This window comes from Desulfuromonas carbonis (assembly GCF_054658035.1).
This window is the reverse complement of the sequence record NZ_BAAHXR010000002.1, coordinates 253,476-280,353: the sequence shown is the minus strand read 5'-3', so window position 1 is coordinate 280,353 and position 26,878 is coordinate 253,476. Positions and strand designations below refer to the sequence as shown.

Genomic DNA, 26,878 nt, shown 5'->3' with positions numbered 1-26,878 from the left:
GTCTTAACTATGAGTCTTCAATTTACAACCTATCTCATCGTCGGTATCACCTTTGCCATCTATATCGGCATCGCCATCTGGGCCCGCGCCGGCAGCACCAAGGAGTTCTACGTCGCCGGCGGCTCGGTCCACCCGGTTATGAACGGCATGGCGACCGGCGCCGACTGGATGTCCGCGGCCTCCTTTATCTCCATGGCCGGCCTGATCTCCAACATGGGTTACGGCGGCGCGCTCTTCCTGATGGGCTGGACCGGCGGCTATGTCCTCCTTGCCATGCTCCTTGCGCCGTATCTGCGCAAATTCGGCAAGTTCACCGTTCCCCAGTTCTTCGGCACCCGCTACTATTCAAAGAGCGCCGCCATGGTTGCGGTTCTCTGCCTGCTGATCGCCTCGACCACCTACATCATCGGCCAGATGACCGGCGTCGGCGTCGCCTTCTCCCGCTTCCTCGGCGTCTCCAACGCCACCGGGATCTACGTCGGTATGGGCATCGTCTTCATGTACGCGGTTTTCGGCGGCATGAAGGGGATCACCTACACCCAGGTCGCCCAGTACTGCGTCCTGATTCTTGCCTACACCATCCCGGCGATCTTCATCTCGCTGCACCTGACCGGCAACCCGATCCCGCAGCTCGGCCTCGGTTCCGACATGGTCGGCAGCAACGTCGCCCTGCTGCACAAGCTTGACCTGATCGTGCAGGACCTCGGTTTCTCCCAGTACACCACCAGCACCCGGATCAGCCAGCTCAACACCTTTGTCTACACCGTCTCGTTGATGATCGGTACCGCGGGCCTGCCCCACGTTATCGTTCGCTTCTTCACCGTGCCCAAGGTCAAGGATGCCCGTTCCTCGGCCGGCTGGGCGCTGGTCTTCATCGCCATTCTCTACACCACCGCTCCGGCCGTGGCGGCGATGGCGAAGATGAACCTGCTCAAGACCGTCAATCCCCAGATCATGACCAACGCCGACGTCTTCGCCCCTGGCGCCCAGATCGTCTACGATCAGCGTCCCGACTGGATGAAGCGCTGGGAAGTCACCGGCCTGCTCAAGTTCTCTGACAAGAACGGCGACGGCCGGATCCAGTACTACAATGACAAGAGCAAAGACGCCGCCTTCCAGGCCAAGGCTGCGGCTGCCGGCTGGGCCGGCAACGAGCTGAGCGTCAACGCCGACATCATCGTTCTCGCCAACCCGGAAATCGCGCTGCTGCCGAACTGGGTTATCGCCCTGGTCGCCGCCGGTGGTCTCGCCGCCGCGCTCTCGACCGCAGCCGGTCTGCTCCTCGCCATCTCTTCGGCGATCTCGCATGACCTGCTGAAAGAGAACTTCATGCCCAACCTGACCGAAAAAGGCGAACTGATGGCCGGCAAGATCGCCATGGCTGGCGCCATCATCGTCGCCGGTTACCTCGGCCTCAATCCCCCGGGCTTTGCCGCCGGTACCGTGGCCATTGCCTTCGGTCTCGCCGCCAGTTCCATCTTCCCGGCCCTGATGATGGGTATCTTCAGCAAGACCATGAACAAGCAGGGCGCCATTGCCGGCATGCTCGCCGGTATCGGCATCACCATGTTCTACGTCTTCGCCCACAAAGGGATCTTCTTCATCAAGGGGACGGAGTTCGTCAATTCCATCGGTGGCCCGAACTTCTTCTTCGGTATCGAGCCGAACGCTTTCGGCACCATCGGCGCCATCGTCAACTTCGCCGTTGCCTTCGCCGTCAAGAACATGACCCCCGCGGTCCCCGAAGACATCGCGGCCATGGTCGAATCGGTTCGTATCCCCCGTGGCTCCAAGGCGGTGGACGGCGCTCATTAATCCATCCGCACTGCCGGTGGATTGATATCTGGTTGCAATTCAAAACCCGCCAGTTTTACTGGCGGGTTTTTTTGAACCATCCGCTTATTTAACTTGCCTGCTCCGGCTATCCTCGGTAAAACCTCTCTTGACTAATCAAAATTCTTCGTTCTGTTTTTACGTTCTACGGGAGTATTTGAATGGGAAACGCTTTGATCAGTTTTGTTTTGAATTGGGTCCTCTATCTCGGCCTCTTTCCGGTCGCCTTCTTCTGGCTGCGCCGGAGCTATCGTATTTTCGTCAACAAGGACTATGCAGAGGTCGCCTTGAAAAAGGGGGTGTCGCCTCCCAACCCGAAACGCTGGGCACCTTATACCGGCCTTTCCAACCTGGTCGGTGGCCTGATTGCAATCTGGCTCATTATCGCCATCCCCCTGGGGCTTTACGACTTTGCCAAATGGATCGAGATCGCCGGCCTGACCTTCTGGGGTAAAATAATTTTCGATTTCATCATCAGTCGCCAGGCACACCCGTTTACGCTCGGCAGGAAAAAAGAGGCGGAGAAAGACCCGAAATAATTTGCAGCCTGCCGATACCCGGGCACCCAAGGCTGCAGGCTTGCTTTCCCCTGGAAACGATCATGGTCGTATCCCGTACCCTGCTGAAGACCGACCCCTTCGGGGGTCTCCCCGAGGAAGTTGTCGACGAGCTCGCTGCCGTCGCCATTACCCGGGAATATCCAGCTCATTTTCTCATCTTCAAGCAGCATGATCCACCAACCGGTTACCTCTACGTGGTCAGCAAGGGGCTGGTGGAAATAGTCGCCCTGACCCCGGGCGGGGTCGAAATGGTCGTCGACTACCGGCGGGAAGGGAGTTTCTTTGGCGGCACGCCAGTCTTCACCGGCGACAATTATACCGCCGGCGCCCGTACCGTTACCGCCACCACCTGTCTCCTTATCTCCCAGGATATCCTTAACGACCTTGGTCGTCGTTTTCCCCATATCATCGAACTCTTTACCCGGACAATCCTGTCGCGGGTGCGCAGTCTCTATTCGGACATGGTGGCGGATCACGCCCGAACCGCAGCCGTCCCCATCGAAGCCTACCCGTTTCAGAAACGGTTGACGGAAATCATGTCAACCCCGGTCGAGACCTGCCCGCCCGACACGCCGGTGCGTGAGGTTGCGCGGCGGATGACGGCGCGTGGCGTCGGCGCCATTGTCGTCGCCTCGGCCGGCGGAAAGATTGCCGGCATCATCACCCGCAAGGATCTGATCAGCAAGGTCCTCGCACCGGAACAGGTCGACTGCAGTTCCCTGACGGCGACCGAGGTGATGACCAGAAATCCGCTGGTCATGCCGGTCGATGCCTACATGTTCGAAGCCGCCACCTTCCTGATGACCCACAAAATTCGTCATCTGCCCGTCGTCGCCCAGGACCGGCTCGTCGGCATCGTTACCCTGCGCGACCTGATGCGCTTCCGCAGCCAGAAGTCGATGTTATTGATCAACAGCATCAAGGAGGCCAGATCCGTCGAGGATCTGGCCAAGGCCAACGCCCAGATTGTTCAGGTGGCAAAGGCCTTTATGGCGGAGGGGCGTTCTCATTTTGAGATTATGGAGATCCTCTCTTACATCCACCACACGATCCTGCGCCGCTGCTTCGACCTGATTCTCGACGAGTTCCGCCGGCAAGGCATGACTCCCCCCGCCATCCGTTTCTGCCTGATGATAATGGGCAGCGGCGGCCGCAAGGAGATGCTGCTCGGTCCGGACCAGGACAATGGCCTGGTTTTCGAAGACTATCCCGATGCGATGCAGGAGGAAGTGGACGCCTTTTTCGTCCCCTTCTCCGAACGGCTGATCCAGGCCTTCGAGGAAGTCGGTTATCCCCTCTGCAACGGCAGGGTGATGGCCAATAATCCACGCTGGCGTGGCCGGCTCAAGGACTGGCAAAAGCGGATTGACGGCTGGATCCAGGTTCCCGATCCGAAAATGATCATGTATTCAACGATCTTTCTCGATTTCATGCCGCTGGCGGGAGACCCTTCCCTCTGCCAGGATCTGCGGGAGATTCTCCACCATGAACTGGAAGGCAATACGGTCTACCTCTACCATCTTCTCGAGAATGACCTGAACCACTCCCCTCCCCTCAACCTGCTGGGGCGGTTTATCGTTGAAAAGTCAGGCCCCCACCAGGGGCAGCTTTCGATCAAACAGGCTGGGAGTGTTTTTATTGTCGATTGCGTCCGCATGTTCCTTCTCGAAAAAGGGGTCGATGCGACCACAACCCTCGACCGACTCAATGAGCTGGTCCAGCTGAAGGTTTTTAACCAGGAAACTGCGGAAAATCTCCGGGCAGCACTGGAGGTTTTCATTTTTTTCCGGCTGCGGCAGGAGATCGCCCTGATTGAACAGGGAGAAAAACCCTCCCACTACATCACCCCGAGTTCCCTGAGCAAAAACGAACAGGAGCTGCTGCAGGAGGCCTTTCGCGCCGTTGCCAAGCTCCAGGATTCAGCCCGCCGTCATTTCGGGCGCGGCCTGCGCTGACTTCACCCCCTCCCCGTTCTTCCGACACAAAAAAGACAGCCACCGGGTTCGACCCGAGTGGCTGTCTCTAATGGCGGCCCCGGCGCGATTCGAACGCACGACCTACCGCTTAGGAGGCGGTTGCTCTATCCGGCTGAGCTACGGGGCCAGGTACATCAGTTAAAGGAGAAGATTCGCGACAAGTTTCTCAGAATTTCAGCAGGCTGAAGACCTTCCCGGCGGGGAGCCGTTGCCGGCCGTTGAGAAATTCAAGTTCGGCGAGAAAGCAGCATTCAACCAGTTCGGCGCCGAGTTCAGCTACCAGCTCTACCACCGCCGCCATGGTCCCCCCGGTAGCCAGGAGGTCATCGGCGATCAGGACGCGCTCACCCGGCAGGAAAGCATCTTCATGAATTTCGAGCGTATCGGTCCCGTATTCGAGCTCGTAACTTTTTTTCCGGGTCTTGTAGGGAAGCTTGCCCGGTTTGCGCACCAGGGTAATTCCTGCGCCAAGTTTATACGCCAGCGCTGCACCGAGAATGAATCCCCGCGCCTCGACACCCACCACCTTGTCAATCTTCTTGCCGAGATAGCGATGGCCCAACAGGTCGACCATGCGGTGGAAACTGCGGGCATCGCCGAGCAAGGTCGTGATATCCTTGAACACGATCCCTTCTTTCGGGAAGTTGTGAATATCACGAATAATATTCCTTAACTCATCCACCTTCGCCGCCCTCCCTGTGGTTTTCCTCGCCAAACGCCACGCTGGAGAACTCCTTCTCCTCCATGATTTTTCTTAATTTATCGAGGCTCTTGGCTTCGATCTGCCGGATTCGTTCCCGGGTGACGCCAAAACGGCGGCCGATGGTGTCCAGAGTCTGGGGCTCACGGTCATCGAGACCAAAGCGGAGAGCAAGAATCTCCTGTTCGTTTTCCCCCAGGGTCCCCAGCCACTCGCTGACATGGGCAAACTTGTTGAGGTCTTCGATCAAGGCTGCGGGGTCGACACTGTTGGAATCCTCGATCGTGTCGATCAGGCTGTAGTCATTATTCTCACCCATCGGGTGTTCAATGGAATAGGTTTTCTTGACCAGGACCATCAGCCGCCGGATGTAGGCCGCTTCCACGCCCATTGCATCGGCGATCTCTTTGGGTTGCGGCTCTCGGCTCAGTTGATGGGTCAATTCCCGGCTGATCTTGATGTACTTGTTAATATCGTCGGAGACATGCACCGGCAGGCGGATGGTGCGACTCTGGTTGACCAGAGCCCGCTCGATCGACTGGCGGATCCACCAGGTGGCGTAGGTTGAAAAGCGGCATTCCTTGGAAAGTTTGAACCGCTCAACGGCCTTGATGAGCCCCATATTTCCTTCTTCGATCAGGTCGAGGAACGGAAGTCCACGATTCATGTAACGCTTGGCAATTTTCACCACCAGACGCAGGTTCGATTCGATCATCCGGTCACGCGCCGCCATATCACCAACGGCAATTTTCCGGGCCAGGTCCCGCTCATCTTCAGCAGTCAGAAGATTGGTCTTCTGGATCTCCTTCAGGTAGAGCTTGATGGCATCATCGGAATGATCGTCGACCGCCGCCTTTTCAGCAACCGCCTCCTCATCCTCTTCTTCTTCCTCTGCTGCGTCGACCTCTTCATCTTCGCCGACTTGATCCAACTCGCCATCGATGGTTTCTTCGTCAGTGGCAAATCCGAGATTTGCCTCCCCCGTTTCCAGGTCATCGTAATCGTGCGACATATCTTCCATCTTCGAACGCTCCCTGATTGGCGGCCACAACGAAAAGACGTGTGAAGTCTATGAAATGGCCCAAACTATGGCAAGTAAAAAATCGGATCGACCGGTTGCTTGCCAGAACGGATTTCAAAGTAGAGTCGAGGAGTTCCTCCTTTCGGAGGGGTTCCGGCCCGGGCGATTTGCTGTCCCTTGCTGACAAAAGCACCACTGCTGACGAGATTCTTCTGATTGAATCCATAAACGGTGAAGTAGGAGTCGTCGTGCCTGACAATGATCAAATTTCCGTAGCCCTTGATCCCGTCACCGCTGTAAATAACCTTCCCCGCCGCCGCTGAGGCGACCGCTTCGCCAGGTCGGGCGGAAATCTCCAGCCCCTTGCAGAGCGACCCGTCGATCTTGCTGCCGAAGCGACGCAGAACTTTACCCCGCAACGGCCAGTCAAAGCGCCCCTGCTGCGCCGTTGCCGGAGCCTGGGGGGGAGGAGACTGAACTGCCGGGGCCGGAGGAGTCGCTGTTCGGGTGGTCGATGGAGCCGGCTTGGCGCTGGGTTGGGGGGAGTTGGCGGTTAAACCTTGCGGCGTTTCCGGCCGGCTCGGTGCTACTGGAGACGAAACGGTGACCGGAACCCGTTTCTGGCGATCGGCGCCTGGTATATAGAGCTGTTGTCCCGCTTTCAGCCTGGTCGGGTCGTTGATGCCATTGATCCTGGCGAGATAGTTCTCGTCCACAGCGTAACTTCGGCTGATGCTGTAGAGGGTTTGTCCGGGCAACACCTTATGGTAGACCCCGGCCGAGGCCGCACAGGCGGACAGGAAAAGAAGGAAGGTCAACAGGAGAGGAATGTTCCTCGCGGGCATTATTGCAACCGTTCGCGGAATATTTGTAAGCCCTGGTCAAACCGGAGCTATGTTATCCGGATTCCCCGTAACCCGTCAACCGCAGCGGACCTAATAGAACAATTTCACCAGGAGAAAACCACCGATCAGCAAAACGGCAAAACCAAGGGTCAAAAGGTTAAAGTAGCGTTCGATAAATAAACGCATGGAAGCACCGTAGCGGTGAAGCAGCCAGGCAACCAGAAAAAAACGGAGGCTACGGCTGAGCAGCGACGCGAATACGAAGATTCCGAAGTTGATCCGGAACACCCCGGCACCGATGGTGATGACCTTGTAGGGAATGGGCGTGAAGCCGGCCACAAATACGGTCCAGAAATCATAGGTTGCAAAGAGCTGCTGCACCCGCAGAAAAATATCTTCCGTAAAACCAGGAACATAGGTGTAGAAAATCGGGGCAAGGAGGTCCCAGAGGAGTTGTCCGATCCCGTAGCCGAGAATCCCGCCGAGAACCGATCCGGCTGCCGCAACCAGCGCGAACCGGTAGGCCCGGGCCGGGACGGAGAGACAAAGCGCCAGGAGCAGCACATCAGGCGGAATCGGGAAAAAGGAAGCCTCGGCGAGGGCCAGCAGGAAGAGCGCCGGCGCGCCATAAGGGGTATTTGCCCAGTGCAGCACCCAGTCATAGAGGCGGCGCAAAAGTCTCATCTCAACCTTCCTCTCCCCGCCATCCGTGCTGGCCGACCAGGGGGACAAAGCGACAGTCGAGCAGCCGCTCTTCCCGGTACTCATTGTCCGCCAGGCGGGTGATGCGAAAGAGGACCTGGGAACTGCGGTCTCCGACCGGAATCACCAGGCGGCCACCGGTTTTCAATTGTTGGCGGTACTCTTCAGGGATGGCGGGGGCCCCTGCGGTAACAATAATCCCGTCAAAGGGCGCCTCGTCCGCCCAGCCGCTAGTTCCGTCGCAAACCTTGACGATGACACCGCGGCAACCACCGGCGTCAAGGCAAAGGCGCGCTTTGCGGGCCAGCGCGGCGTGGCGTTCGACGGAAAAAACCTGCCCGGCGATCTGTGCCAGGACCGCGGCCTGATAACCGGAGCCGGTACCGATTTCAAGGATTTTTTCGCCCCCTTTAAGGAGCAGGGCTTCGGTCATGAAGCCGACCATAAAAGGCTGGGAGATGGTCTGTTTTTCCCCGATCGGCAGGGGGAAGTCGCTGTAAGCCTGGCTTCGCAGTGCTTCTTCAACGAAGAGGTGGCGAGGAACCTTGAGCATGGCCGCGATAACCATCGGGTCGGTCACCCCGCGACGCACGACCTGCTGCTCGACCATCCGTCGGCGGGCAATGGCGAAATCCATACAAACCCTCAGCTGCCGTTATCGCAGTCTTGCTGCGCGGGGAAAAGGGAATCGAGCCCCCACTTGTCGAGGACAGTGAAAGCCCGGTGATTGGTCAGGTTGAGATGCAGCGGAGTTATCGATATGAAGGAGCTATGGACAGCATGAAAATCGCTGCCCGGGAGATCGTGGAACCCCATTTCACCGCCACCGATCCAGTAATATTTCCGGCCGCGCGGGTCAAGTTTTTCCACCACCAGATCGTTGAAGCGGCGTTTTCCCTGCTGGGTAAGCCGGACGCCTCTGGGAAAACCGGCGGGAACGTTGACGTTCAGAAACGTATCGAGGGGAAGCCCCTTCTCCAGAAGGACTTCCCCCAGTCTCCGCGCGAATTCCCCGGCGGCGGCAAAGTCTTCCTCCCGGAAGCGATCCCCGTCCAGGGAGACAGCGAAGGCCGGGACTCCCATCAGCGTCGCCTCCATTGCTGCGGCGACCGTACCGGAATAGGTAATATCATCTCCCAGGTTGCCCCCCCGGTTGATCCCGGAAACGACCAGCCACGGCTTCTCCGCGAGCAGCCCGTGGATACCGAGGTTGACACAATCGGTCGGGGTCCCGTCGACGGCAAAGACATCCGGGCGGATCTCTTCGGCGCGCAGGGGAGCATGCAGGGTCAAGGCATGACCCACGGCGCTGCGCTCCCGGTCTGGTGCGACCACCACCACCCGGCCCAGATCCGCCAGGGACCTGGCCAGCACGGTAAGTCCGGGAGAATGGACACCGTCGTCGTTCGTCACCAGGATGAGCAACGGAGCCTCGCTGGAAATGGATGATTATTATTGGGGTTAATCGAGGAGAGCTCTCAGGCGCAGCAGGTCGGCGCGAATGTCGTCGAGAAGACGGCGCTCTGCGCGACTGTCCAGAGGCAGGTCGAGTTGACCGGCGTCGGCGGCGGCCATGACAACAGCCTCCGGTTCACGCAGTTTCTTCCGCGCACCGCAAATGGTGAACCCCTGGTTGTAAAGGAGGTCTTTCAGGCGGAGAATCAGTTCGATATCCCTGCGCCGGTAGAGACGCTGCCGGGAACGGCTTTTGGTCAGGCGCAGTTGGCTGAATTCCGATTCCCAGTACCGCAGGACATGAGGCTTTATGCCGGTAAGTTCGGCAACTTCCCCGATCTTGAAATAGAGCTTATCCGGAATCTCCGTACTCATGCTCCCCCCGGGAGCCAAGCGATGGCTTAGTCTTCACCGTTGATGGAGCTCTTCAGAACCTGACTCGGCTTGAAGGTGAGAATTCGCCGGGAAGAAATTTCGATCTCTTCGCCGGTCTGGGGATTTCGACCGCGCCTGGTCGACTTCTCCTTGACGACGAAATTGCCAAAACCGGCGATCTTGATCTTTTCCCCCTTCTCAAGGGTATCCTTGATCAGGTCAAAGACCGTCTCGACAATTTCGGCGGATTCCTTCTTGGAAAAGCCGGTTTTCAGATAAACGCTTTCAATAAGGTCCGCCTTGGTCATGGCTCCGTCACCTCCAAAATTCTACAGGTCCCTGAATTTACGGGTTTTTATAACACAGCCCGGAAACCATAGCAACCGCTTTTTTAAAGTCATTTCAACTTGGTAGTGAAATCATCCCTGCCGGGACAAATCCTCAACGCAAGCGGGCCCCGAATTCCTTCTCCAGGGCGGAAATAATCCGACCATGTGCCGACTGGATCTCGTCGTCGGTGAGGGTCTTTTCTGCGCTGCGATAGCGCACCCGGATCGCCACGCTCTTGAGCCCCTCGGGGATCCCTTGGCCACGGTAAACATCAAAGAGGACCACCTCTTCGACCGACCGCGGTTTTACTTTGGCAATGGCTTCCAGCAATTGGGCGGCGCTGATTTCATCTTGGAGCAGTAACGCGCTGTCCCGGCAGACATCGGGGAATCGTGACAAAGGTCGTATTCCCGGGAAGCCGCCGACGAGGTCAAAGAGGGACTCCAGGTCAATTTCCAGCAGATAAATCGGTAGATCGATTTCAAAATTGGCCAAAACCTCGGGGTGGACTTCGCCGATGAATCCGACAACCTTTTCAGCCACCAGAATGGCAGCACTCTTACCGGGGTGCAGATACGGTTCGGTCCGCGCCGGGTCCCATCGTACTTCTGGAATCCGGAACTGTTTGAAAAAAACCTCCGCAACCCCTTTGAGATCGTAGAAATCAGCACCTTCGGCCGGCTGGCTCCAGCCTTCCGGAGCTCGGCGGCCACAGATGACAGCGGCCAGATGCTGCCGTTCGAACGGCAGTTCATCGGCCTGGCTGGGATGAAAAACCGGCCGCAGTTCGAAGATCCGTAAATCCCGGCTGCGATAGGCAAGGTTCCGTGCTGTGGTTTCGAGCAGGCTGGCCACCAGCGTGGTACGCATGACCGACTGCTCTTCATTGAGAGGGTTGAGGATATTGACTGCTTGGCGCCGCGGGTCATCTGCCGGAAGGCGAATTTTGTCCAGGGCCCCGGGCGCACCGAAGGAGTAGTTGATGACCTCGGAAAACCCAGATGAAACCAGTGCATTCCTCGCCTGGACGATCCGTTCGACATGCTCCGGCGGGGTATGGCAGGTGATGCGGCTTTCCGGCAGGGTGACCGGGATATTGTCATACCCATTAAGCCGTGCCACCTCTTCAATCAGGTCAATTTCCCGTTCCAGGTCAGGGCGGAAGGTTGGCAAAGCGACACTCAGCCGCCCTTCCCCGCCGGCGGCAACGGGAACGACCTCGAGGCCGATGGCCTGCAACAGCCCGCCGATGGTTTTCTGGTCCAGTGCCAGACCGAGCAGGCGGTTGGTCCTGGTCACGCTCAATTCGACCCGTTGCGGCACGGCAGGACTCGGATAGTTGTCGATCATTCCCTGTGCTATGGTGCCGCCGGCAACCTCTAGCACCAATGCCGCAGCACGATTGAGGGCAACCGGAACCATATCGATGTCGGCCCCCCGTTCAAAGCGATGCGAGGACTCCGTGTGAATCCCGAGGCGCTTGCTGGTGCGCCGGATCGCTCCGGCATTGAAATAGGCGCTCTCCAGCAGGATATCGACCGTATCAGGCTGAATTTCCGAGTTTTCACCCCCCATGATACCCGCCAGGGCGATCGCCCCTTCGCCGTCGCAAATCGTCAGGTCGCCGGCGGTAAGGAGCCGTTCCTGGCTGTCGAGGGTGGTAAATGCCTGCCCTTCGGTGCTCCGTTTGACCACAATCCGTCCGCCCCGCAGCAGACGGAAATCGAAGGCGTGCAGCGGATGGCCCAGCTCCATCAGCACGTAATTGGTCACGTCGACCACATTATTGATCGAACGCTGTCCCACCGACTCGAGGCGGCGGATCAGCCAACCGGGGGAAGGACCGATAGTTACCCCGCGAATAAGCCTGGCGGCATAGCGCGGACAGAGAGTCGGTTCTTCAATCGAAACAGAGGTCTGACTCTCTATCGCTTCGCCGCGCTCTTCGACCTCGGGCCGCGGTAACCGCAAGGGGCTACCCGTCATTGCCGCGACTTCGCGCGCGACACCGACCAGACTGAGACAATCGGCCCGGTTGGGAGTCAATCCCAACTCGAAACGGATATCCTTGTAGCCGAGAGCCTCGAAAGCCGGAGTCCCCGGCTTCAGGCCGGCCGGGAGAATCAGGATCCCCTCCGACTCCTCTGCGAGGCCGAGTTCCTTGGCAGAGCAGAGCATTCCCTGCGACTCCTGGCCGCGAATCTTCGATTTCTTGATTTTAAAATCACCGGGCAGCACCGATCCGACCTGGGCAAGGGCAACCAGGTCTCCGGCACGATGGTTCTTGGCACCGCAGACCACCTGAACGGTACCATTGCCGGAATCGACCTGGCAGACCGTAAGCCGGTCGGCATCGGGATGGGGGTCGACGGTGATCAGTCGGGCAACGATAACCGAGTCGAGCCCGGCACCAATCTCTTCCATGGCGTCAACTTCGAGGCCCGCCATGGTCAGCCGGTGCGCCAGATCCGCGCCGCTCAGATTGCAATCGACGAATTCCTTCAGCCAGTTGTAGGTCACGATCATTGCTATTTATCCTTTGCCATTATCATCAACGCGATATCAAGATTCGGCGACGGCAACCCGGGAGTTAAAACTGCTGTAAAAACCGGACATCATTCTCAAAGAAAAGACGCAGGTCATTAACGCCGTATTTGAGCATGGCAATTCGCTCCACGCCCATACCGAAGGCAAATCCGCTGAATCTTTCCGGATCATACTGAACGGCGCGGAAGACTTCAGGGTCGATCATGCCGCTCCCGAGAATTTCCAACCAGCCCGAATTTTTACAGACCCGGCACCCCTTGCCACCGCAGTTGACACACTGGATATCGACTTCGGCCGAGGGTTCGGTAAAGGGGAAGAAGGAGGGACGGAAACGAACGCCAATCTCCTTGCCGAAATACTGGCTGACAAAGGCGCTCAAAACGCCTTTGAGATCACCGAAGGTAATATTCTGGTCAACCAGGAAACCCTCCACCTGGTGGAACATCGGGCTATGGGTAATATCCGAATCACGACGATAGACGGTACCGGGTGCGATTATTCGAAGGGGTGGCGCCTGCTGCAACATGGTTCGAATCTGGACCGGGGAGGTGTGGGTCCGCAGCAGAACGTCGTCGCTGACAAAAAAGGTATCCTGCATATCCCGGGCCGGATGATCCTTGGGGAAATTTAGCGCTTCGAAATTGTAAAAGTCTTTTTCAATTTCAGGGCCTTCAGCAATCCCGAAGCCAAGACCGGCGAAAATGGCGCAGATTTCCTCGGTGACCAGGGAGATCGGGTGCTTACTGCCAAGGGGACGGGTGCGCCCCGGGAGGGTCACATCGATCCGTTCCCGCTCCAGACGTCGGGCGATTTCGGCCTGGCGAAGTTGAACGGCCCGGGTCTCAAAGAGACCCTCGAGTTCATCCTTGACCTGGTTCGCGAGGGCGCCGATAACCGGACGCTCCTCCGCCGAGAGGGCGCCCATCCCCTTCATGATTCCGGTCAATTCACCCTTTTTGCCAAGAAAGCGAACTTTTGCATCCTGCAATTCGGTTTCGTTGACAGCCTGTTCCAAAGCAGCACGGCCTGCCGCCAACATCGCAATAAGTCTGTCCTTCATCGTTTAAAATTCCCGTCGTTGCGTTAAAAACAAGAATGGAAGCCTTCGGGCTTCCATTCTTTCGTCGTTTGCCCCAAATAAGAGAAGAGATGAGGGACAGCCCCCATCTCTTCCGGTTCTCCGTTTAATGGAGCTGGGCCTTGGCTTTTTCGACCACGGCGCTGAAGCCGGCCGGGTCGGTGACTGCCAACTGGGCGAGAATCTTGCGATCAAGCCCAACTTCGGCCTGCTTCAGGCCGAACACAAGACGGCTGTAGGACAAACCGTTGTCACGGGCCGCCGCGTTGATGCGGGCGATCCAAAGGGCCCGGAAATCACGCTTCTTGACCTTGCGATCACGAAATGCGTAGTTGAGGGCGCGGTCAACGGCTTCGGCAGCACTGCGAAACAGCTTGCTGCGTGCGCCCCGATACCCCTTGGCCAGTTTCAGAACCTTGTTGCGTCTACGTCTCGCTTTGAATCCTCGTTTTGCTCTCGGCATCAGATACTCCTTCTGGACAAAAATAGGCGGGTGATCCCGCTGCCGGATCTGGAGGGGGAGACAGTTCCCCCCAGTTCACGGACTTAGGCCGAGCCGCCCTTAAAGGTAAGGGATCAGGCGGCTGATATTCTTTTGGTCGACGGCTGCCACCAGGGTTCCCTGGCGCAGTTCACGCTTCCGCTTGCTCGATTTTTTGGTCAGGATGTGGCTGGTAAAGGCCTGGTTACGGCGAACCTTGCCGGTCCCGGTCTTGCGAAAACGCTTGGCAGCGCCGCGATTGGTCTTGATTTTGGGCATCCCCGTTCTCCTTGCTGGATTGATACGACCTGTCGTTGACAAGTCGAAATGATTATTTTTTATTCGGAGCCAGAACCATTGTCATGAAGCGGCCGGTCAACCGCCCCTGCGATTCGACCACGGCAATCTCCTTGACCTCTTCGGAGACCCGCTCAAGGAGGCGCTGGCCAAATTCCGGGTGGGTGACTTCGCGTCCCCGAAACATGATGGTTACCTTGACCTTGTTTCCTTCTTCCAGAAACCGCCGCGCATTTTTCAGCTTGAACTGGAAGTCATGCTCCTCGGTTTTGGGGCGCATCTTGACTTCCTTGAGTTCGACCTTGGCAGCTTTTTTCTTGGCTTCGGCCGCCCTCTTGCTGGCCTGGTACTTGTACTTGCCGTAATCCATGATCCGGCAGACCGGCGGTGCCGCATTGGGAGAAACTTCGACCAGATCGAGTCCCCTTTCGGCAGCAGCAGCCAATGCCTGTTCCAGACTGAGAATCCCGAGCTGCCCGCCCTCGTCATCGACCACCCGCACTTCACGGGCGCGAATGGCGCGGTTAATATTGGTTTCTGGCTTAGCTATGACGCCACCTCCTAGTGGTATTGCCGGCATTCTTCCTTGAGGAAACGGACCAGATCTGCCGGCGACATCGGATCGAGGTTTTTCCCGGAGCGGTGCCGCGGCGCAACCGTGCCATCGGCCATCTCCTTATCCCCGACCACAAGCATATAGGGGACCTTCTCCATCTGGGCCTCGCGAATCTTGAAGCCGAGCTTCTCGTTTCGCAAGTCCTTCTGGACACGAATCCCCTCTTGACGCAGGGCCATATAGACCTGCTCGGCGTATTCCGCCTGGTTGTCGGTCACATTGACGACGACCGCTTGAACCGGGGAAATCCAGAGCGGGAAGTTGCCGGCGAAGTGCTCGATCAGCACCCCGATGAACCGTTCGATGGCTCCGAGAATAACCCGGTGAACCATGACCGGTCGATGTTTTTCGCCGTCGCTCCCCACGTAGGTAAGGTCAAAACGCTCAGGCAGGGTAAAATCGCACTGGATTGTAGCACACTGCCATTTCCTGTCAAGAGCGTCCTTGAGCTTGATATCGATCTTCGGCCCGTAAAACGCTCCGTCTCCTTCGTTGATTTCAAAGGGGAGCCCGGAATCCTGCAGTGCACTCATCAAGGCTGCCGTTGCACGCTCCCAGTCAACGTCGGAGCCGATCGATTTTTCCGGCCGGGTCGAGATTTCCATCTCGTATTCGAACCCAAAAATCGTCATGACATCGCGAACGAACTTCAGAACCCCTTTGATCTCGCCGTCGAGCTGCTCCGGTGCGCAAAGGATATGGGCATCATCCTGGGTGAAACCGCGAACCCGCAGCAAACCGTGCAGGACCCCGGATTTCTCATGCCGGTGCACCGTCCCGAGCTCGAAAAAGCGCAGGGGGAGATCCCGATAGGAGCGCATCTTCGATTTATAGATCAGCATATGAGCGAGGCAGTTCATCGGCTTGATGCCGTAGCTCTGCTCATCGATCTCGGTGAAGTACATATTTTCGCGATAGTTTTCGTAGTGACCGGACGTTTTCCACAGTTCGGTACGCAGGATCTGCGGTCCCATGACAATATCGTAACCGCGCCGCAGGTGCTCCTGGCGCTCGAAATCTTCCAACAAGGTCCGCAACAGCGCCCCCTTGGGGTGCCAGATAACCAGGCCGGCACCGGCCTCTTCGTTAAAGGAGAAGAGGTCAAGCTCCCGGCCGAGCTTGCGGTGATCGCGTTTTTTGGCTTCTTCGAGCCGGGCCAGATAGGCCCGGAGTTCCTTTTTGTCCGCAAACGCCGTGGCGTAAAGACGCTGCAGCATCGGGTTCTTTTCGTCGCCGCGCCAGTAGGCGCCGGCGACACTGGTCAACTTGAAGGCTTTCAGGCGCCCGGTGGTGGGCAGATGCGGTCCGCGGCAGAGATCGACGAAATCACCCTGGCGGTAGAGTGAAACAGTGGTGTTGGGCAAATCTTCGATGAGCTGGACCTTGAAGGTTTCCCCCATTTCCCGGAACCGGGCAATGGCGCTGTCGCGGCTGATCTCTTCGCGCTCGATGGGCAGGTCGGCAGCGGCCAGTTCTTCCATCTTCTGTTCGATGGCAGCGAAGTCATCCGGGGTAAAGGTATGCTCGGGACTGTAAAAGTCGTAATAAAAACCATTTTCGATGGCGGGACCGATGGTTACCTGCACCTTGTCGCCGTAGAGGGACTTGACCGCATGCGCCATCAGGTGGGCCGCAGAGTGGCGATAGATATCGAGACCGGCCGCGCTGTTGAGTGTCACCAGTTCAAGGCTACCGTCCCGGGCGAGCGGGGTCCCAAGGTCGACCAACTGCCCGTCAACCCGCGCCGCAACCGCCTGGCGCGCAAGGTTTTCGCCAATGCCGCGGGCGATCTCAAGAGGGGTACTGCCGGCAGGGATTTCTTTCACCGACCCATCTGGCAAGGTCATCCGGATCTCGGCCATCTTTGGTTTCTCCACGAATGAAAAGAGGCATCCGTGGATGCCTCATTCACAAATCGTAACGGTTGTGGTCTGGGAATCTGGTAGGCACGGGCGGGATTGAACCGCCGACCCCTACCGTGTCAAGGTAGTGCTCTCCCACTGAGCTACGTGCCTACAACCGAAATGCCGCTAACTTTTAGCAAATCGGAGCAAAACATGTCAAGCTCTTTTTTGGACAACCAGCAAATAGTTCAAAAGCTTAGACGTATTTGATTCCGCTTGCTTTGCAAGGGAACTCCCGGTAATTTCATAACGTTGGTTGAATCTGTCAATTTCAGTTCACCCGGGATAGGGAGAGAAGAACGTGGAAACCATCGACGCCCTTATCAGTTCCCGTTGCCTGGCAGCCGGACCACGCATCGCCCTGCGCCATAAAGTTGCCGGCAGCTGGCAGGAATTTTCCTACGCCACCCTGCTGCAGCATCTGGAAGGAGTCGCGGCAGGACTGCTCAAGCAGGGTCTGAAACCCGGCGACCACTGTGCCCTGCTGGCACCGGCATCGCCCTGGTGGGTGGCTGCTTACCTTGGCGTGCTGCGCGCAGGCGGAGTAGCCGTCCCTGTCGACAAGGAGCTGAAGACCGCGGAGCTTCGCCATATCCTTTTTGACAGCCGAGCCAAGCTCGTCTTCACCACGGAAACCTACCTCGACACCCTCCTGGAACTGGTTCCGGACCTTCCGGATCTGGAGCGCGTGATCCTGCTGCAGGATAGCCCAGAAACCAGCGGCCAGGACCCCCAGCTTGCGGCCATCCTGGCAACCCTGACCGACACCTGGCACGGCCTGGTCCAGCAGCGCCAGATCCCGCGGGAAGAAGCTACCCGTCTCGAGGATCTGGCCCGTAACGCCTACCAGGCCCTGGTCGCGCCGGGGGGCCGCCGCAAGGGGGATAAAATCACCGACTTCCTGGCGCCGACCCAGGCACTGCGCAACCGTTGGCAAAAGAGCGGTCGTCTGCTTCCATTCCAACAGCTGCAGGACTCGGGAGTTATGCCGCCGCCGGCCTCGCCGCGCAAAACCGATGACACGGCTATCATTCTCTACACCTCTGGCACCACCGGCCAGTCCAAGGGTGCCATGCTCAGCCACGCCAATGTTGTTTCGAATATCCGTGCCGCCTGCGAACATTTCCAGCTTGACGCGACCATCACCACCCTCTCCTTCCTGCCGATCAACCATGTCTTCGAGCAGGTCTGCGGTATTCTCCTGCCGCTCTCGCTGGGGGGCAACGTCTCCTTTGCCGAGTCGATCAAGAAACTCGGCGAGAATCTGGCAGAGGTGCGACCGACGTTCCTGCTCGGGGTGCCGGCAGTCTATCGGATGATCCTCGACCGGGTCCACAAAAACCTGGCCGCCAACACCCTCTCCCGCTGGCTCTTCGCCCTCCCCCTCACCCGCGGCCTGGTCGCCGGCAAGGTGCGGCGCAAGGTTGGGGCAGGGACCACCTTCGTCAGCGGTGGCGCCGCCCTCGACCCGGCGGTAGCCGACGGCTTTCGCGAGTTGGGGCTGACCCTGCTGCAGGGGTACGGCATCACCGAGACATCCCCGGTCATCGCTGCCGAGCGCCCGGGGCAGAGCCGGGCCGGTACCGTAGGAGTGCCACTGAACAAGGTCGAGGTGCGAATTCACCAGCCCAACGAAGAGGGGGTCGGCGAGATCTGGGTCAAGGGTCCGAACGTGATGCAGGGGTACTACAACAACCCGCGGGCCACGGCTGAGGTTTTGCAGGACGGCTGGTACAAGACCGGCGATCTTGGCCGCTTTGATGACGCAGGAATGTTGCAGATCTGCGGTCGGGTCAAGAACCTGATCGTCACTCCCAACGGCAAGAACGTCTACCCCGAGGAGATCGAGAATGAGCTGTTGCAGAGTCCCTTCATCGCCGAGGCGATGGTCTACGGCCACAAGGTGAGTCCGACCGCCGAAGAAGTCCACGCGGTTATCTATCCCAACCAGGAGGCCCTCGACGATTACCGGCAGAAGAGTGGTGCCCCCCCCTTCAACCAGACCGAGGTCGAGGAGATCATCCGCCGCGAGGTCCTCGAAGCCGGCAAGCGCCTCGCCGACTACAAGCGGATCAAGCGTTTTACCCTGCGCGACGACGAATTTCCGAAAACAACCACCCGCAAGATCAAGCGTTTCGCCGTCGAGGCGGATGTCCAGGCCGGGGAGTAAAACCTACCATATACCAATTTAGCAGGAGAGCCTCGTCGGGCAGGACGAGGCTCTCGGTGTTTCTTCTGTAGCGGAACCGGTTCCTTGGACACAAGTTTAGATTATGCCGCCTGACGGATTTCGTCGGGCGACCGGAAGCCATTTTTCTCGACTCGCCATTCGCTGTTGTAGAGTTCGACGAAGGTTTTCACGGCCTCGCGAACATCATCGATGGTACGGAATATTCGGCCATAGATGGCTTGCTCTTTCAAGGTGCGGTTGAATCGTTCAGCAACTCCGTTGGTCTGTGGTTCGGCAACGAAGGCAAAGCTGGGGGTGATTCCCCAGAACTTGATCTGGTTCAGAAAATGGTCTGAGAGGTACTGGGTGCCGTGATCCATACGCAGAGACAACCCTCGGGCAATATCTTTCTCTACGCCCCCATAGATGTTGTCTAACGCCATGGAAAGTGGTTGAAGAGCAGCATAACGGTCGCCGGTCTTGCAAACATGCCAGCCGACACATTCGGCGTTCCAGTGCTCGACGGCGCTAAAGATCCAGACCCAGCCTTCGTCGAGAGTGAATACGCGGGTGCCATCGGTGCCCCACATTAGATTCGGAGCCATGGTGATGATTTTACCATCATGCGCCTTGGCTGCTTTGGGCCAACCCCGGTGAGGTGACAACAGATGATTCTCGCGCATCAACCGCAGAACCCGCTTGCGTGCGATGCGCACGCCGTCACAAATCCGCAGCCTGGCCCAGACCTTGCGGTGTCCTTCGCCGGTGAACGGGGACGTGGCCAGATCGTGACGGATCATGGCGAGAAGATCCTCATCACTGATTGACGGACGTGGGCCACGACGCTTGGGAGTTGATTGCGGAATCTGGCGCGAGGCATGGTAGAACGAGGAGCGAGCCTGCTCCCAAACATTGCAAACCCGCTGGACGCCGTAGGCCTTTTCAGCGCCTGGGGAGATCGTTTGGCTCATTTCGACGACCTCCGTTTGGCTAAAGGGCCGGGTTTTTTAACCCGTTCCCAAAGTAGTTCGTTTTCCATGGTCAATTCGCCGATCCGGCGCATGGCCTGGTTGAGTTCCGCTTGAGTCGGATCGTTCTGACGTTGTTTCAACGACTCATCGATTCCGGTCAGCGCTTTCTCTCGCCACTGCTCCAGGCGGTAGATTTCGATGCTCAACTCGCGGGACAGAGCATCAACCGATTCGCCCCGCAGCAAGCGCAGAACCACTTCACGCTTGCGGGCAGCGCTCCAACGTTGCCCTTCGGCCAAAGGCCCAGTGACTGTTTCGTTCTTGTTGTTTGTTGTCATTATTAATCTCCTTGGACATCGGGATTCTATCCCAAATCAGTGTCCAAGAAAACTGGTGCCGCTATACTCGGTGTTTCTTCCCAGCTCGCCACAAATTGCCGATTACCCAAAACTAATCCCCGGGAGACCCCCCCCGGGGATTTGTTTTCCTGCAAAAAATTCGGTTAGAAATCAGGGGGCCAGAAATCCAGCGACCTGGGTCTGGGCAGCGCCCGTGGCCAGTTGCTGAATCAGATTGTTGTACCCGGTGTACCAGGGCTCATCGGCCGGCACAGTGGGATCAAGCAGAAAGCTGTGTACCACCGGTTTCCCCTCCAGTCCATACTCATATGCCCCTGCGGCAAAATCTCCGGCAACGGTGGGGAAGGTCGCAGGGAAGTCTTCCGGATCTACGGTGGTCACGGTATCGACGCCGATATTGCTGAGGAAAACCCGGGTCGAATCGGTGGAAACGATGGGGTCGCCATAAGCCATGACCGTCAGCAGGTTGCCGGTGTCATTCCCTCCGATACCGGCATAGCTGGAATCGGTCGGATCAAGCAGCCACTGGGCGAGGTCGAGGAAGATAAAATAAGGAGTCGTCCCGGCGGTGTAGCCCAGAGACGCGACCAGGGCCTGCAAATCAGGAAGCGCAGTCTCATCCAGAACATTAACCAGTAGGGCCGAAGGGCTGGAGAGGACCATCCGGTCGACACGTCCGGTGTCCTCCTGGGAGAGGAAGACCGACCCGATAATTGACCCGAGAGAATGGGCGACGAACCCAACGTTGCCGGCATCAAGATCTGCCCCGGCGATTCCGTCGAGGTCGATTCCGGCCTCAATAAGATCTACGGTTTCCCATAGATCAAGGGCCGCCTTGTAAATATTGGCCCGATCCTGGATTAGGTTGGCAGTGAAGAAGCCATCGCCGGAGGTCATGTCAGGGAGGGTCCGGTCTCCATGGTACGGTGCATCGATCGCGAGGGTTGCATACCCCGCCTTCGCGAGAGCATTGGCGATCGGCAGGGCGGCATTTTTGGACGAGGTGATACCATGCTGGAAGACCACCACCGGGTAGCCGTTAACCGGCATCGGGTGTTGCAAGGAGTCGGGGACAGAAACCAGAAAGGAGACGCTGTCAGTCCCCCCGGTCAGCACCGGGCTCAGGAACTGGCCGAAATAAATATTGCCGAGGTGGTCAAACGGAATGCCAGTTCCGGATAGCAGCCCACCTGCCGGGATGCCCACCGGGCTCGCAGAATCAACCGGCGGGGTTACCGTCTTGTCAATCCAGATCAGGCTCGGCGCAGTATTTGTCGTTGCGGAGAGTAATTTGAAATTGGCGGCAGAGTCATTAAAGGGATCAGTAACGCCATCCGGATAGCCGATAGTTGCAGTCGGATTCAGGTCAAGGGTCCGATCCGCGGTCTGGAAGGTCCAGAGGACCAGGGTGTCAGCACGGGACCAGGGGATGCCACCGTTGGCCACCGCAGTAACTCCCTGGGTAACGGTAAAGAGAGCGGGCTCGGTTGGCGAAACGTCATCGTTGTATTTGGCGCGGAGCGCTTCGAAATTGAGAAAGGGAGAGTCCGGACCGAAGGGCGTGGTCTGCTTGAGGGCTTCCATGGTCAGCCCCGACTGGACCAGGTTATTATTGCCATCCATGAGGGTAGAATGAACCACCACGGCGTAGCTGCCACCGGGGTTGAAAGGTTTCTTGGGGAGCAGCTTGACCGCGCCGGTACCGGTAGCGAGAATGAAATCGTTTTCGGTGTATTTTTCCAGGGCCGCAAAGGCGGCGCCGGCAGCGGGGAGATTGTTGGCAGCAAGCGCCCCGAGCAGGGTCGAAAGATTGGTATCGTCAAGACGGAAGACCAGAAAATCGAGGGTCGAAAGGTCTACCGGCCCGGTTACCGGAATGGTAAGAAACATGTTCGGCGAAAGTCCCGGCAGTGCCTGAGCATTGACAATACTCTTCAAGGTTCCCATGCCGCCGTCGGTGGGAGTCTCTCCGGCACTCAGCGGCAGGCAAACCTGGCCATTGGGGCAGACCCCCTTGTTATTCCCCCAGGCGACATCATTGGGAAGCGGCAGCGCGATAGCGTCGAAGCGGGCATAGGTGACCGGTGTGCCGTCGGGATTGGTATAGGGGTCAACACCGGCAGTGCTGCCGTTGTTGTCACTGGAACAGCCGGCCATCGCCAGCACCAGCCCAAGCAACCACAGACTAAAGATTAGAGCCCTGATCTTCATCTTTATCCTCCTTCCTGGGCCGTGCCCAGGGAACCATGATCGAAATTCCGCGAAGATGAGTTCTTACCAGCGATAGTTGACCTGGGCACTGAAGATATCCCCGGTATTGTCGTAGTCCCCCTTCAGCCCCCCCTTGTTGGCATTCTCGCCAACGGGATCCATATTGATGCGGCCGCTACCGAGCATGAAGAGGTGGGCATAGGCGAAGTCGCAACTGAGTGCTTCGCTGTACTTGTAGCCGGCGCCGAAAGCGAGCCACAACCGGTCCTGGTCAGGAAGGCGGGGGGTACGCACCTGGGCATTCGGAATGGGAGTCTGGTCATACATCAGTCCGGTGCGCAGGTCCCACCGGGAATCGAGGGTGTAGGTGGCACCGGCGCCAACCTGCCAGGCATCTTCCCAGGAGAGAGTCGTGGCGCTGTCAGGCTGAGCCGTATTGGGGAAAGTGATGCGCAGCTCCTCCAACTGGGACCATTCAGTCCAGCCGATGTTCCCCATCAGGGCCAGCTTGGAATTCACGCGGGAATAGATGCTGACCGACGCAGTCGCGGGAAGAGTGACATTGGCCGCGGCGTTGCAATCAGCGAATAGAGGAGAGCCGAGACCCGTAAGAATAGCCTGGGCGGTAGCCGGCACGGTAAAATCGGCGTCACCGCTGAGCGACTGCTTGACCCGGGAACGGTAGGCGGCACCGACGCGGGTATCCTCGGTAAATTGATAGAGCACACCGAGGTTGAACCCATACCCCCAGTCGTCTGCCTTGATAACGGCCTTGCCATCGTCCTGCTGTGAAATATCACCACCAACAGCGAGGATGGTGCCAAAATCAATCGCCTGGGAGAATTCGCCGCTGATATACATGGCGCTGACACCGGCGCCAATGCTCAACTTGTCGGTGATCGCGTAGGCGACGCTCGGGTTGATGTTGATGGTCATGATGCTCGACTTCAACGTATGGTAACGGCCGACCCAGCCAGCCTTGTAGTCCGTTGTCAGACCGAACGGCACGTTGATCCCGAGTCCCAGGGCCAGGTCCTTGTTGACCTTCATCGCGAAATAAGCGTTGGGGACCGCGTTCCACTGGCCAGCATCCCCACCATTGTTTCCGTTCAACTGGGGATCAAGCAAATGTGTCGAGCCTTCGTTCTTGAACTTGAAGCTGGTTCGAATCAGGTGCAGGCCTGCGCTCGCCTGCTGTCCCTCCAGACGAATAAGCCCGGCCGGGTTGTAATATTGACTGGCGGCGTCCTCGGCAATGGCGGAACCACCGGCGAATGCGTTCCCCAGAGCGCTGACGCTTTGTTCCATAAGGGAGAAACCCGCCGCCTGCACCGTGGCCGGAAGAATCGCCAGGGTCAAGGCCATGAACCCCGCTGCCAGCAGGCAGCTTCTGTACCTCGTGATTCGCATACCATTCCTCCTTACTGTGGGGGGGTTACATTAACGAAAACGGAAAGACGATGACCCTGAGCTGAAACGCCATTTAAAAACAGTGTTTTGATTTTAGACAGCGAACTCCTCTTTATCAAGTTCAAAAAGGATGAATTTTGCGATGGCAGAAAAAATTCAGAAAAAAAGAGCCGAGCGCATGGCGCCCGGCTCTTTTTTTCTGAATGATAATGAGAGGTTAGTCGAGTTCACTCTCGATCCGGATAAAGCGGCTCGGTTGCGACATGAGCGGTAGGCGGTCGATCTCCTTGAGCGCTCCCAGGATATCGTCCTCGCGCGCCTCGTGGGTCAGCAGAACGATGGGAACGGCCCCCCCAATCTGCCGCTCAGGCTGAATCATCGAGGTGATGCTGATGTTGTAGCGCCCAAGAATGCTGGCGACCTGGCCGAGAACCCCAGGTTTGTCGAGCGCCCCGAACCGCAGATAATACTGGCTGACAATATCGGCCATCGGCTTGACCGGAATTTCAGTCACGAACTCGGGGCAGCAACCGAGCGCTGGCGTCCTTGCTATGCCACCGGAGCGCAGGTTGCGAGCAATCGCCATGACATCGCCCATCACCGCACTTGCGGTTGCCTCCATCCCGGCACCGCGACCGTAGAGCATTACCGGGCCAACGAAATCCCCGGAAAGGCGAACCGCGTTGAAGACCCCATCGACATCGGCCAGGGGATAGTTGAGCGGAATCATCGTCGGCTGGACCCGGGCCTCAATCTGGCCGTTATCCTGTTTGCCGATTGCCAGTAATTTGATCTTGTAGCCGAATTGACGTGCGAACTGGATATCCAGAGCCGAAATTTCGCTGATCCCTTCGGTATAGATGTCGGCAAACGCAACCTTGGTGCCGAAACAGAGGGAGATCAGCAACGCCAGTTTATGGGCGGTATCGACCCCTTCGATATCGAAGGTCGGGTCTGCTTCGGCGTAGCCCTTGGCCTGGGCATCGGCAAGAACATCGGAAAATTCGGCCCCGTCATTGGTCATTCGCGTCAGGATGTAGTTGCAGGTGCCGTTGAGGATACCAAAGATGCTGCGGAATCGATTGGCGCAGAGGTTTTCCTTGATCGCCGATATGACCGGGATCCCTCCCCCAACGGCGGCCTCGAACATTACTTCGACACCCTTGGCAGCGGCCGCGGCGAAGATTTCTTCCCCGTGCAGGGCGAGAAGGGCCTTGTTCGCGGTAACAACATGCTTGCCATTGGCGATCGCCTTGAGAACAAAACTCCGGGCCGGCTCATAGCCACCGATCAGTTCGACGACAACATCGATGTCGGGTGCCGTCAGCAGGGCTTCGGCATTGGTCGTCAGCAGACCGGCATCGACCTTGACGCCACGATCGGTCTTTATATCGAGATCGGCTATACGGGCCAGGGTCAGTTCGGCCCCAAGCCGTTCGCGCAGGAGTTGAGCATTTTCCTGAAACACCTTGACGACGCCGGTGCCAATAGTGCCGAATCCGAGCAGGCCAACCCTTATTTGTTTCATTCCTTCCTCTTTTCCGCAACAGATGGTACGGCTTTAAGCCGTTGATTCAGATGGTCTCCAGGGAGAGCAGGCATTCACAGCCAGGAAAATCGAGTTGCTGCAGAGATTGATTGACCATGGCCTCCAGATCGGCGGGGCGCATGCCGGCCAGAGGCGCCAGACACAATGCAATCCGCCGGAATCCGGCGTTGCGACAGACCTGCAACACGTGATCGACAAGACTGCGATAGGTCTCGGGTCCGAGCCCGTGCCAGCTCCCTCCGCCAACGAAGAGTGCCCAGTCACTGTTGAGTTTTCCGTTGTTACCTACCAGCAGGTGTTCCCCTGCCCGGCCACGGCTTCCCCCGCCGACCAAAGCCCTGGTCAGAGGGTCCCCGAGCCGCCAGTCGAGTAATGCCGCCGGCCCCTGCAGCGGCCTCTCGTCCTGGAAAAAAAGGGCGGCGACCACCTCACCGTCCATGCGGTCGGCAGGGAGGTCAAGGAGTCGCACCTGGCTCATTGTTGAACCTGGCGATAGGTCCGGGAAACCTTGTCGAGGATACCGTTGACAAAAGACGGTGTTTCCTTGGTGCCGTAGGTTTTGCCGATTTCAATGGCTTCATTGATAACGACATTGGACGGCACGTCGCTCCGGTAGAGGAGCTCGAAGCAGGCCATGCGCAACAGGGCGAGATCAACCCGGGACATCCGCTCCAGGGACCAGTTGGTTGAATATTCTCCGAGAACCTGATCGATACGTTCGAGGTTCTCAATGGTGCCGGTGACCAGTTCATCGGTAAAAATCCGGACATCCTCAGGAACTTTGCCGGCCGGCTCTTCCTGGGCTTCACCGAGGACATCGTCCCGGAATCTGAAATTGCTCCAGAATGACCGCAGAAAGGACGCCGGTTCGGCGTCCCCATCGTGCATTCCGTAAATAGCCTTCAGGGCGAGCTCCCTCCCCTGGCGCCGCAATCCTTTACTCATATCGACTACAGCACCTTGAGGAGATTGGCCATCTCGATAGCACCCATGGCGGCCTCGAAGCCCTTGTTGCCAGCCTTGGTACCAGCACGTTCAACGGCCTGCTCGATCGTATCCGTGGTCAGGACACCGAAGATAACCGGCACCCCGGTTGCCAGACCAACGGCAGCCACCCCCTTGGAAACCTCCGAGCTGACATAATCGAAGTGGGGTGTAGCGCCGCGGATCACCGCACCGAGACAGATCACCGCGTCATATTTTTCAGATTTCGCCAATTTGCCGGCGACCAGGGGAATTTCGTAGGCACCGGGAACCTTGGCAAGGTGGATATTTTCCGTCGCGGCCCCATGGCGCAATAGGGCGTCGATGGCACCCTCGACCAGACGGTCGCTGATGAAACTGTTAAAGCGCCCGGCGACGATACCAAAACGCAGCCCCTGGGCATCCAGTTTTCCTTCGAAGGTCTTGGTCATCACTTGTCCTCCCGATTCGGCCCGGGTTGGGACGACGACTGGCAGCAGTCGGTCGCCGTTACAGTCACCGGGG

General features: G+C 58.0%; 26 protein-coding genes and 2 tRNA genes. 4 read left to right on the top strand and 24 right to left on the bottom strand.

What is annotated here, in order from left to right; all coding sequences use genetic code 11:
- Positions 1 to 9: 9 nt before the first annotated feature.
- The 3 genes from ACYQ8E_RS03565 (at position 10) to ACYQ8E_RS03555 (ending at position 4,348) form a co-directional block, all read left to right on the top strand.
- Complete coding sequence (locus ACYQ8E_RS03565; protein ID WP_459860118.1) at positions 10 to 1,815, top strand: sodium:solute symporter family protein; 1,806 nt, start codon at positions 10 to 12, stop codon at positions 1,813 to 1,815.
- A gap of 179 nt (positions 1,816 to 1,994) precedes the next feature.
- Positions 1,995 to 2,372 (top strand): hypothetical protein, encoded by a 378-nt coding sequence (locus ACYQ8E_RS03560; RefSeq protein ID WP_066727092.1) that lies wholly within the window; start codon positions 1,995 to 1,997, stop codon positions 2,370 to 2,372.
- Between the two features lie 62 nt (positions 2,373 to 2,434).
- Positions 2,435 to 4,348, top strand: coding sequence for a putative nucleotidyltransferase substrate binding domain-containing protein (locus ACYQ8E_RS03555; protein ID WP_066727090.1), 1,914 nt, complete (start codon positions 2,435 to 2,437; stop codon positions 4,346 to 4,348).
- Between the two features lie 71 nt (positions 4,349 to 4,419).
- Here the strand turns inward: ACYQ8E_RS03555 and ACYQ8E_RS03550 are convergent.
- The 16 genes from ACYQ8E_RS03550 to ACYQ8E_RS03475 form a co-directional block, all read right to left on the bottom strand.
- Positions 4,420 to 4,496: transfer RNA gene (locus ACYQ8E_RS03550), tRNA-Arg, on the bottom strand.
- Between the two features lie 39 nt (positions 4,497 to 4,535).
- The gene (locus ACYQ8E_RS03545) at positions 4,536 to 5,051 is read right to left on the bottom strand and encodes an adenine phosphoribosyltransferase (RefSeq protein ID WP_066727066.1); all 516 of its coding nucleotides are present in this window, start codon (positions 5,049 to 5,051) and stop codon (positions 4,536 to 4,538) included.
- A complete protein-coding gene (locus ACYQ8E_RS03540; RefSeq protein WP_066729760.1) occupies positions 5,044 to 6,081 on the bottom strand; it encodes a sigma-70 family RNA polymerase sigma factor in 1,038 nt (345 codons plus the stop codon). Before ACYQ8E_RS03540 ends, ACYQ8E_RS03545 begins: the two co-directional genes overlap by 8 nt.
- 74 nt (positions 6,082 to 6,155) lie before the next feature.
- Positions 6,156 to 6,908 carry a peptidoglycan DD-metalloendopeptidase family protein gene (locus ACYQ8E_RS03535; protein ID WP_197463619.1) on the bottom strand — a complete coding sequence of 251 codons (753 nt, stop codon included), beginning with the start codon at positions 6,906 to 6,908 and terminating at the stop codon, positions 6,156 to 6,158.
- A gap of 117 nt (positions 6,909 to 7,025) precedes the next feature.
- On the bottom strand, positions 7,026 to 7,619 hold the full coding sequence (locus ACYQ8E_RS03530; RefSeq protein WP_066727062.1) for a YqaA family protein: 594 nt from the start codon (positions 7,617 to 7,619) through the stop codon (positions 7,026 to 7,028).
- A gap of 1 nt (position 7,620) precedes the next feature.
- Positions 7,621 to 8,274, bottom strand: a complete 654-nt coding sequence (locus tag ACYQ8E_RS03525) for a protein-L-isoaspartate(D-aspartate) O-methyltransferase (protein ID WP_066727060.1) — start codon at positions 8,272 to 8,274, stop codon at positions 7,621 to 7,623.
- An 8-nt stretch (positions 8,275 to 8,282) separates the two neighbouring features.
- Positions 8,283 to 9,062, bottom strand: a complete 780-nt coding sequence (gene surE, locus ACYQ8E_RS03520) for a 5'/3'-nucleotidase SurE (RefSeq protein WP_066727057.1) — start codon at positions 9,060 to 9,062, stop codon at positions 8,283 to 8,285.
- Between the two features lie 36 nt (positions 9,063 to 9,098).
- Positions 9,099 to 9,467, bottom strand: a complete 369-nt coding sequence (locus ACYQ8E_RS03515; RefSeq protein ID WP_066727052.1) for a MerR family transcriptional regulator — start codon at positions 9,465 to 9,467, stop codon at positions 9,099 to 9,101.
- A gap of 26 nt (positions 9,468 to 9,493) precedes the next feature.
- Entirely contained in the window at positions 9,494 to 9,775 is a 282-nt protein-coding gene (locus ACYQ8E_RS03510; RefSeq protein WP_066727050.1) for an integration host factor subunit alpha, read from the bottom strand.
- 133 nt (positions 9,776 to 9,908) lie between these two features.
- A complete protein-coding gene (pheT, locus tag ACYQ8E_RS03505; protein WP_066727048.1) occupies positions 9,909 to 12,323 on the bottom strand; it encodes a phenylalanine--tRNA ligase subunit beta in 2,415 nt (804 codons plus the stop codon).
- A 64-nt stretch (positions 12,324 to 12,387) separates the two neighbouring features.
- Positions 12,388 to 13,404: a phenylalanine--tRNA ligase subunit alpha gene (gene pheS / locus ACYQ8E_RS03500; RefSeq protein WP_066727046.1), complete on the bottom strand. Its 1,017-nt coding sequence runs from the start codon at positions 13,402 to 13,404 to the stop codon at positions 12,388 to 12,390.
- 124 nt (positions 13,405 to 13,528) lie between these two features.
- Positions 13,529 to 13,885, bottom strand: a complete 357-nt coding sequence (gene rplT / locus ACYQ8E_RS03495; RefSeq protein WP_066727044.1) for a 50S ribosomal protein L20 — start codon at positions 13,883 to 13,885, stop codon at positions 13,529 to 13,531.
- Positions 13,886 to 13,984: 99 nt separating this feature from the next.
- Positions 13,985 to 14,182, bottom strand: a complete 198-nt coding sequence (gene rpmI, locus ACYQ8E_RS03490) for a 50S ribosomal protein L35 (RefSeq protein WP_066727042.1) — start codon at positions 14,180 to 14,182, stop codon at positions 13,985 to 13,987.
- Positions 14,183 to 14,234: 52 nt separating this feature from the next.
- Positions 14,235 to 14,750: a translation initiation factor IF-3 gene (infC, locus tag ACYQ8E_RS03485; RefSeq protein ID WP_066729759.1), complete on the bottom strand. Its 516-nt coding sequence runs from the start codon at positions 14,748 to 14,750 to the stop codon at positions 14,235 to 14,237.
- Positions 14,751 to 14,761: 11 nt separating this feature from the next.
- On the bottom strand, positions 14,762 to 16,678 hold the full coding sequence (gene thrS / locus ACYQ8E_RS03480; RefSeq protein ID WP_066727040.1) for a threonine--tRNA ligase: 1,917 nt from the start codon (positions 16,676 to 16,678) through the stop codon (positions 14,762 to 14,764).
- 78 nt (positions 16,679 to 16,756) lie between these two features.
- Positions 16,757 to 16,831, bottom strand: a tRNA-Val gene (locus tag ACYQ8E_RS03475).
- A gap of 190 nt (positions 16,832 to 17,021) precedes the next feature.
- Here ACYQ8E_RS03475 and ACYQ8E_RS03470 point away from each other — a divergent pair.
- Positions 17,022 to 18,890: an AMP-dependent synthetase/ligase gene (locus ACYQ8E_RS03470; protein WP_066727038.1), complete on the top strand. Its 1,869-nt coding sequence runs from the start codon at positions 17,022 to 17,024 to the stop codon at positions 18,888 to 18,890.
- Between the two features lie 101 nt (positions 18,891 to 18,991).
- Here the strand turns inward: ACYQ8E_RS03470 and ACYQ8E_RS03465 are convergent, their stop codons facing one another.
- The 8 genes from ACYQ8E_RS03465 to ribH all read right to left on the bottom strand — a co-directional run bounded on the left by ACYQ8E_RS03465 (position 18,992) and on the right by ribH (position 26,805).
- Entirely contained in the window at positions 18,992 to 19,861 is an 870-nt protein-coding gene (locus tag ACYQ8E_RS03465; RefSeq protein ID WP_066726432.1) for an integrase core domain-containing protein, read from the bottom strand.
- On the bottom strand, positions 19,858 to 20,199 hold the full coding sequence (locus ACYQ8E_RS03460) for a hypothetical protein (protein ID WP_066726434.1): 342 nt from the start codon (positions 20,197 to 20,199) through the stop codon (positions 19,858 to 19,860). The genes ACYQ8E_RS03465 and ACYQ8E_RS03460 overlap by 4 nt, the downstream gene beginning before the upstream one ends.
- Before the next feature lie 171 nt (positions 20,200 to 20,370).
- Entirely contained in the window at positions 20,371 to 22,431 is a 2,061-nt protein-coding gene (locus ACYQ8E_RS03455) for an alpha/beta fold hydrolase (protein ID WP_066727036.1), read from the bottom strand.
- A gap of 63 nt (positions 22,432 to 22,494) precedes the next feature.
- A complete protein-coding gene (locus ACYQ8E_RS03450) occupies positions 22,495 to 23,841 on the bottom strand; it encodes an OmpP1/FadL family transporter (protein ID WP_066727033.1) in 1,347 nt (448 codons plus the stop codon).
- A gap of 217 nt (positions 23,842 to 24,058) precedes the next feature.
- Positions 24,059 to 25,369, bottom strand: coding sequence for a homoserine dehydrogenase (locus tag ACYQ8E_RS03445; RefSeq protein ID WP_066727031.1), 1,311 nt, complete (start codon positions 25,367 to 25,369; stop codon positions 24,059 to 24,061).
- Positions 25,370 to 25,415: 46 nt separating this feature from the next.
- Complete coding sequence (locus tag ACYQ8E_RS03440; protein WP_066727029.1) at positions 25,416 to 25,868, bottom strand: M17 family peptidase N-terminal domain-containing protein; 453 nt, start codon at positions 25,866 to 25,868, stop codon at positions 25,416 to 25,418.
- The gene (nusB, locus tag ACYQ8E_RS03435) at positions 25,865 to 26,335 is read right to left on the bottom strand and encodes a transcription antitermination factor NusB (protein WP_066727027.1); all 471 of its coding nucleotides are present in this window, start codon (positions 26,333 to 26,335) and stop codon (positions 25,865 to 25,867) included. Before nusB ends, ACYQ8E_RS03440 begins: the two co-directional genes overlap by 4 nt.
- A 5-nt stretch (positions 26,336 to 26,340) precedes the next feature.
- The gene (gene ribH, locus ACYQ8E_RS03430) at positions 26,341 to 26,805 is read right to left on the bottom strand and encodes a 6,7-dimethyl-8-ribityllumazine synthase (RefSeq protein WP_066727025.1); all 465 of its coding nucleotides are present in this window, start codon (positions 26,803 to 26,805) and stop codon (positions 26,341 to 26,343) included.
- Between the last annotated feature and the right edge of the window lie 73 nt (positions 26,806 to 26,878).

Bases quoted from the DNA above. Each gene is read 5' to 3' on its own strand.
- rplT (WP_066727044.1), bottom strand. From the start codon at position 13,885: ATGCCGAGAGCAAAACGAGGATTCAAAGCGAGACGTAGACGCAACAAG.
- ACYQ8E_RS03565 (WP_459860118.1), top strand. From the start codon at position 10: ATGAGTCTTCAATTTACAACCTATCTCATCGTCGGTATCACCTTTGCC.
- ACYQ8E_RS03525 (WP_066727060.1), bottom strand. From the start codon at position 8,274: ATGGATTTCGCCATTGCCCGCCGACGGATGGTCGAGCAGCAGGTCGTG.
- ACYQ8E_RS03555 (WP_066727090.1), top strand. From the start codon at position 2,435: ATGGTCGTATCCCGTACCCTGCTGAAGACCGACCCCTTCGGGGGTCTC.
- ACYQ8E_RS03455 (WP_066727036.1), bottom strand. From the start codon at position 22,431: ATGAAGATCAGGGCTCTAATCTTTAGTCTGTGGTTGCTTGGGCTGGTG.
- ACYQ8E_RS03540 (WP_066729760.1), bottom strand. From the start codon at position 6,081: ATGTCGCACGATTACGATGACCTGGAAACGGGGGAGGCAAATCTCGGA.
- ACYQ8E_RS03460 (WP_066726434.1), bottom strand. From the start codon at position 20,199: ATGACAACAAACAACAAGAACGAAACAGTCACTGGGCCTTTGGCCGAA.
- thrS (WP_066727040.1), bottom strand. From the start codon at position 16,678: ATGGCCGAGATCCGGATGACCTTGCCAGATGGGTCGGTGAAAGAAATC.
- ribH (WP_066727025.1), bottom strand. From the start codon at position 26,805: ATGACCAAGACCTTCGAAGGAAAACTGGATGCCCAGGGGCTGCGTTTT.
- pheS (WP_066727046.1), bottom strand. From the start codon at position 13,404: ATGAAGGACAGACTTATTGCGATGTTGGCGGCAGGCCGTGCTGCTTTG.
- ACYQ8E_RS03465 (WP_066726432.1), bottom strand. From the start codon at position 19,861: ATGAGCCAAACGATCTCCCCAGGCGCTGAAAAGGCCTACGGCGTCCAG.
- ACYQ8E_RS03450 (WP_066727033.1), bottom strand. From the start codon at position 23,841: ATGCGAATCACGAGGTACAGAAGCTGCCTGCTGGCAGCGGGGTTCATG.
- pheT (WP_066727048.1), bottom strand. From the start codon at position 12,323: ATGATCGTGACCTACAACTGGCTGAAGGAATTCGTCGATTGCAATCTG.
- nusB (WP_066727027.1), bottom strand. From the start codon at position 26,335: ATGAGTAAAGGATTGCGGCGCCAGGGGAGGGAGCTCGCCCTGAAGGCT.
- ACYQ8E_RS03560 (WP_066727092.1), top strand. From the start codon at position 1,995: ATGGGAAACGCTTTGATCAGTTTTGTTTTGAATTGGGTCCTCTATCTC.
- ACYQ8E_RS03445 (WP_066727031.1), bottom strand. From the start codon at position 25,369: ATGAAACAAATAAGGGTTGGCCTGCTCGGATTCGGCACTATTGGCACC.
- ACYQ8E_RS03515 (WP_066727052.1), bottom strand. From the start codon at position 9,467: ATGAGTACGGAGATTCCGGATAAGCTCTATTTCAAGATCGGGGAAGTT.
- ACYQ8E_RS03440 (WP_066727029.1), bottom strand. From the start codon at position 25,868: ATGAGCCAGGTGCGACTCCTTGACCTCCCTGCCGACCGCATGGACGGT.
- ACYQ8E_RS03530 (WP_066727062.1), bottom strand. From the start codon at position 7,619: ATGAGACTTTTGCGCCGCCTCTATGACTGGGTGCTGCACTGGGCAAAT.
- rpmI (WP_066727042.1), bottom strand. From the start codon at position 14,182: ATGCCCAAAATCAAGACCAATCGCGGCGCTGCCAAGCGTTTTCGCAAG.
- ACYQ8E_RS03510 (WP_066727050.1), bottom strand. From the start codon at position 9,775: ATGACCAAGGCGGACCTTATTGAAAGCGTTTATCTGAAAACCGGCTTT.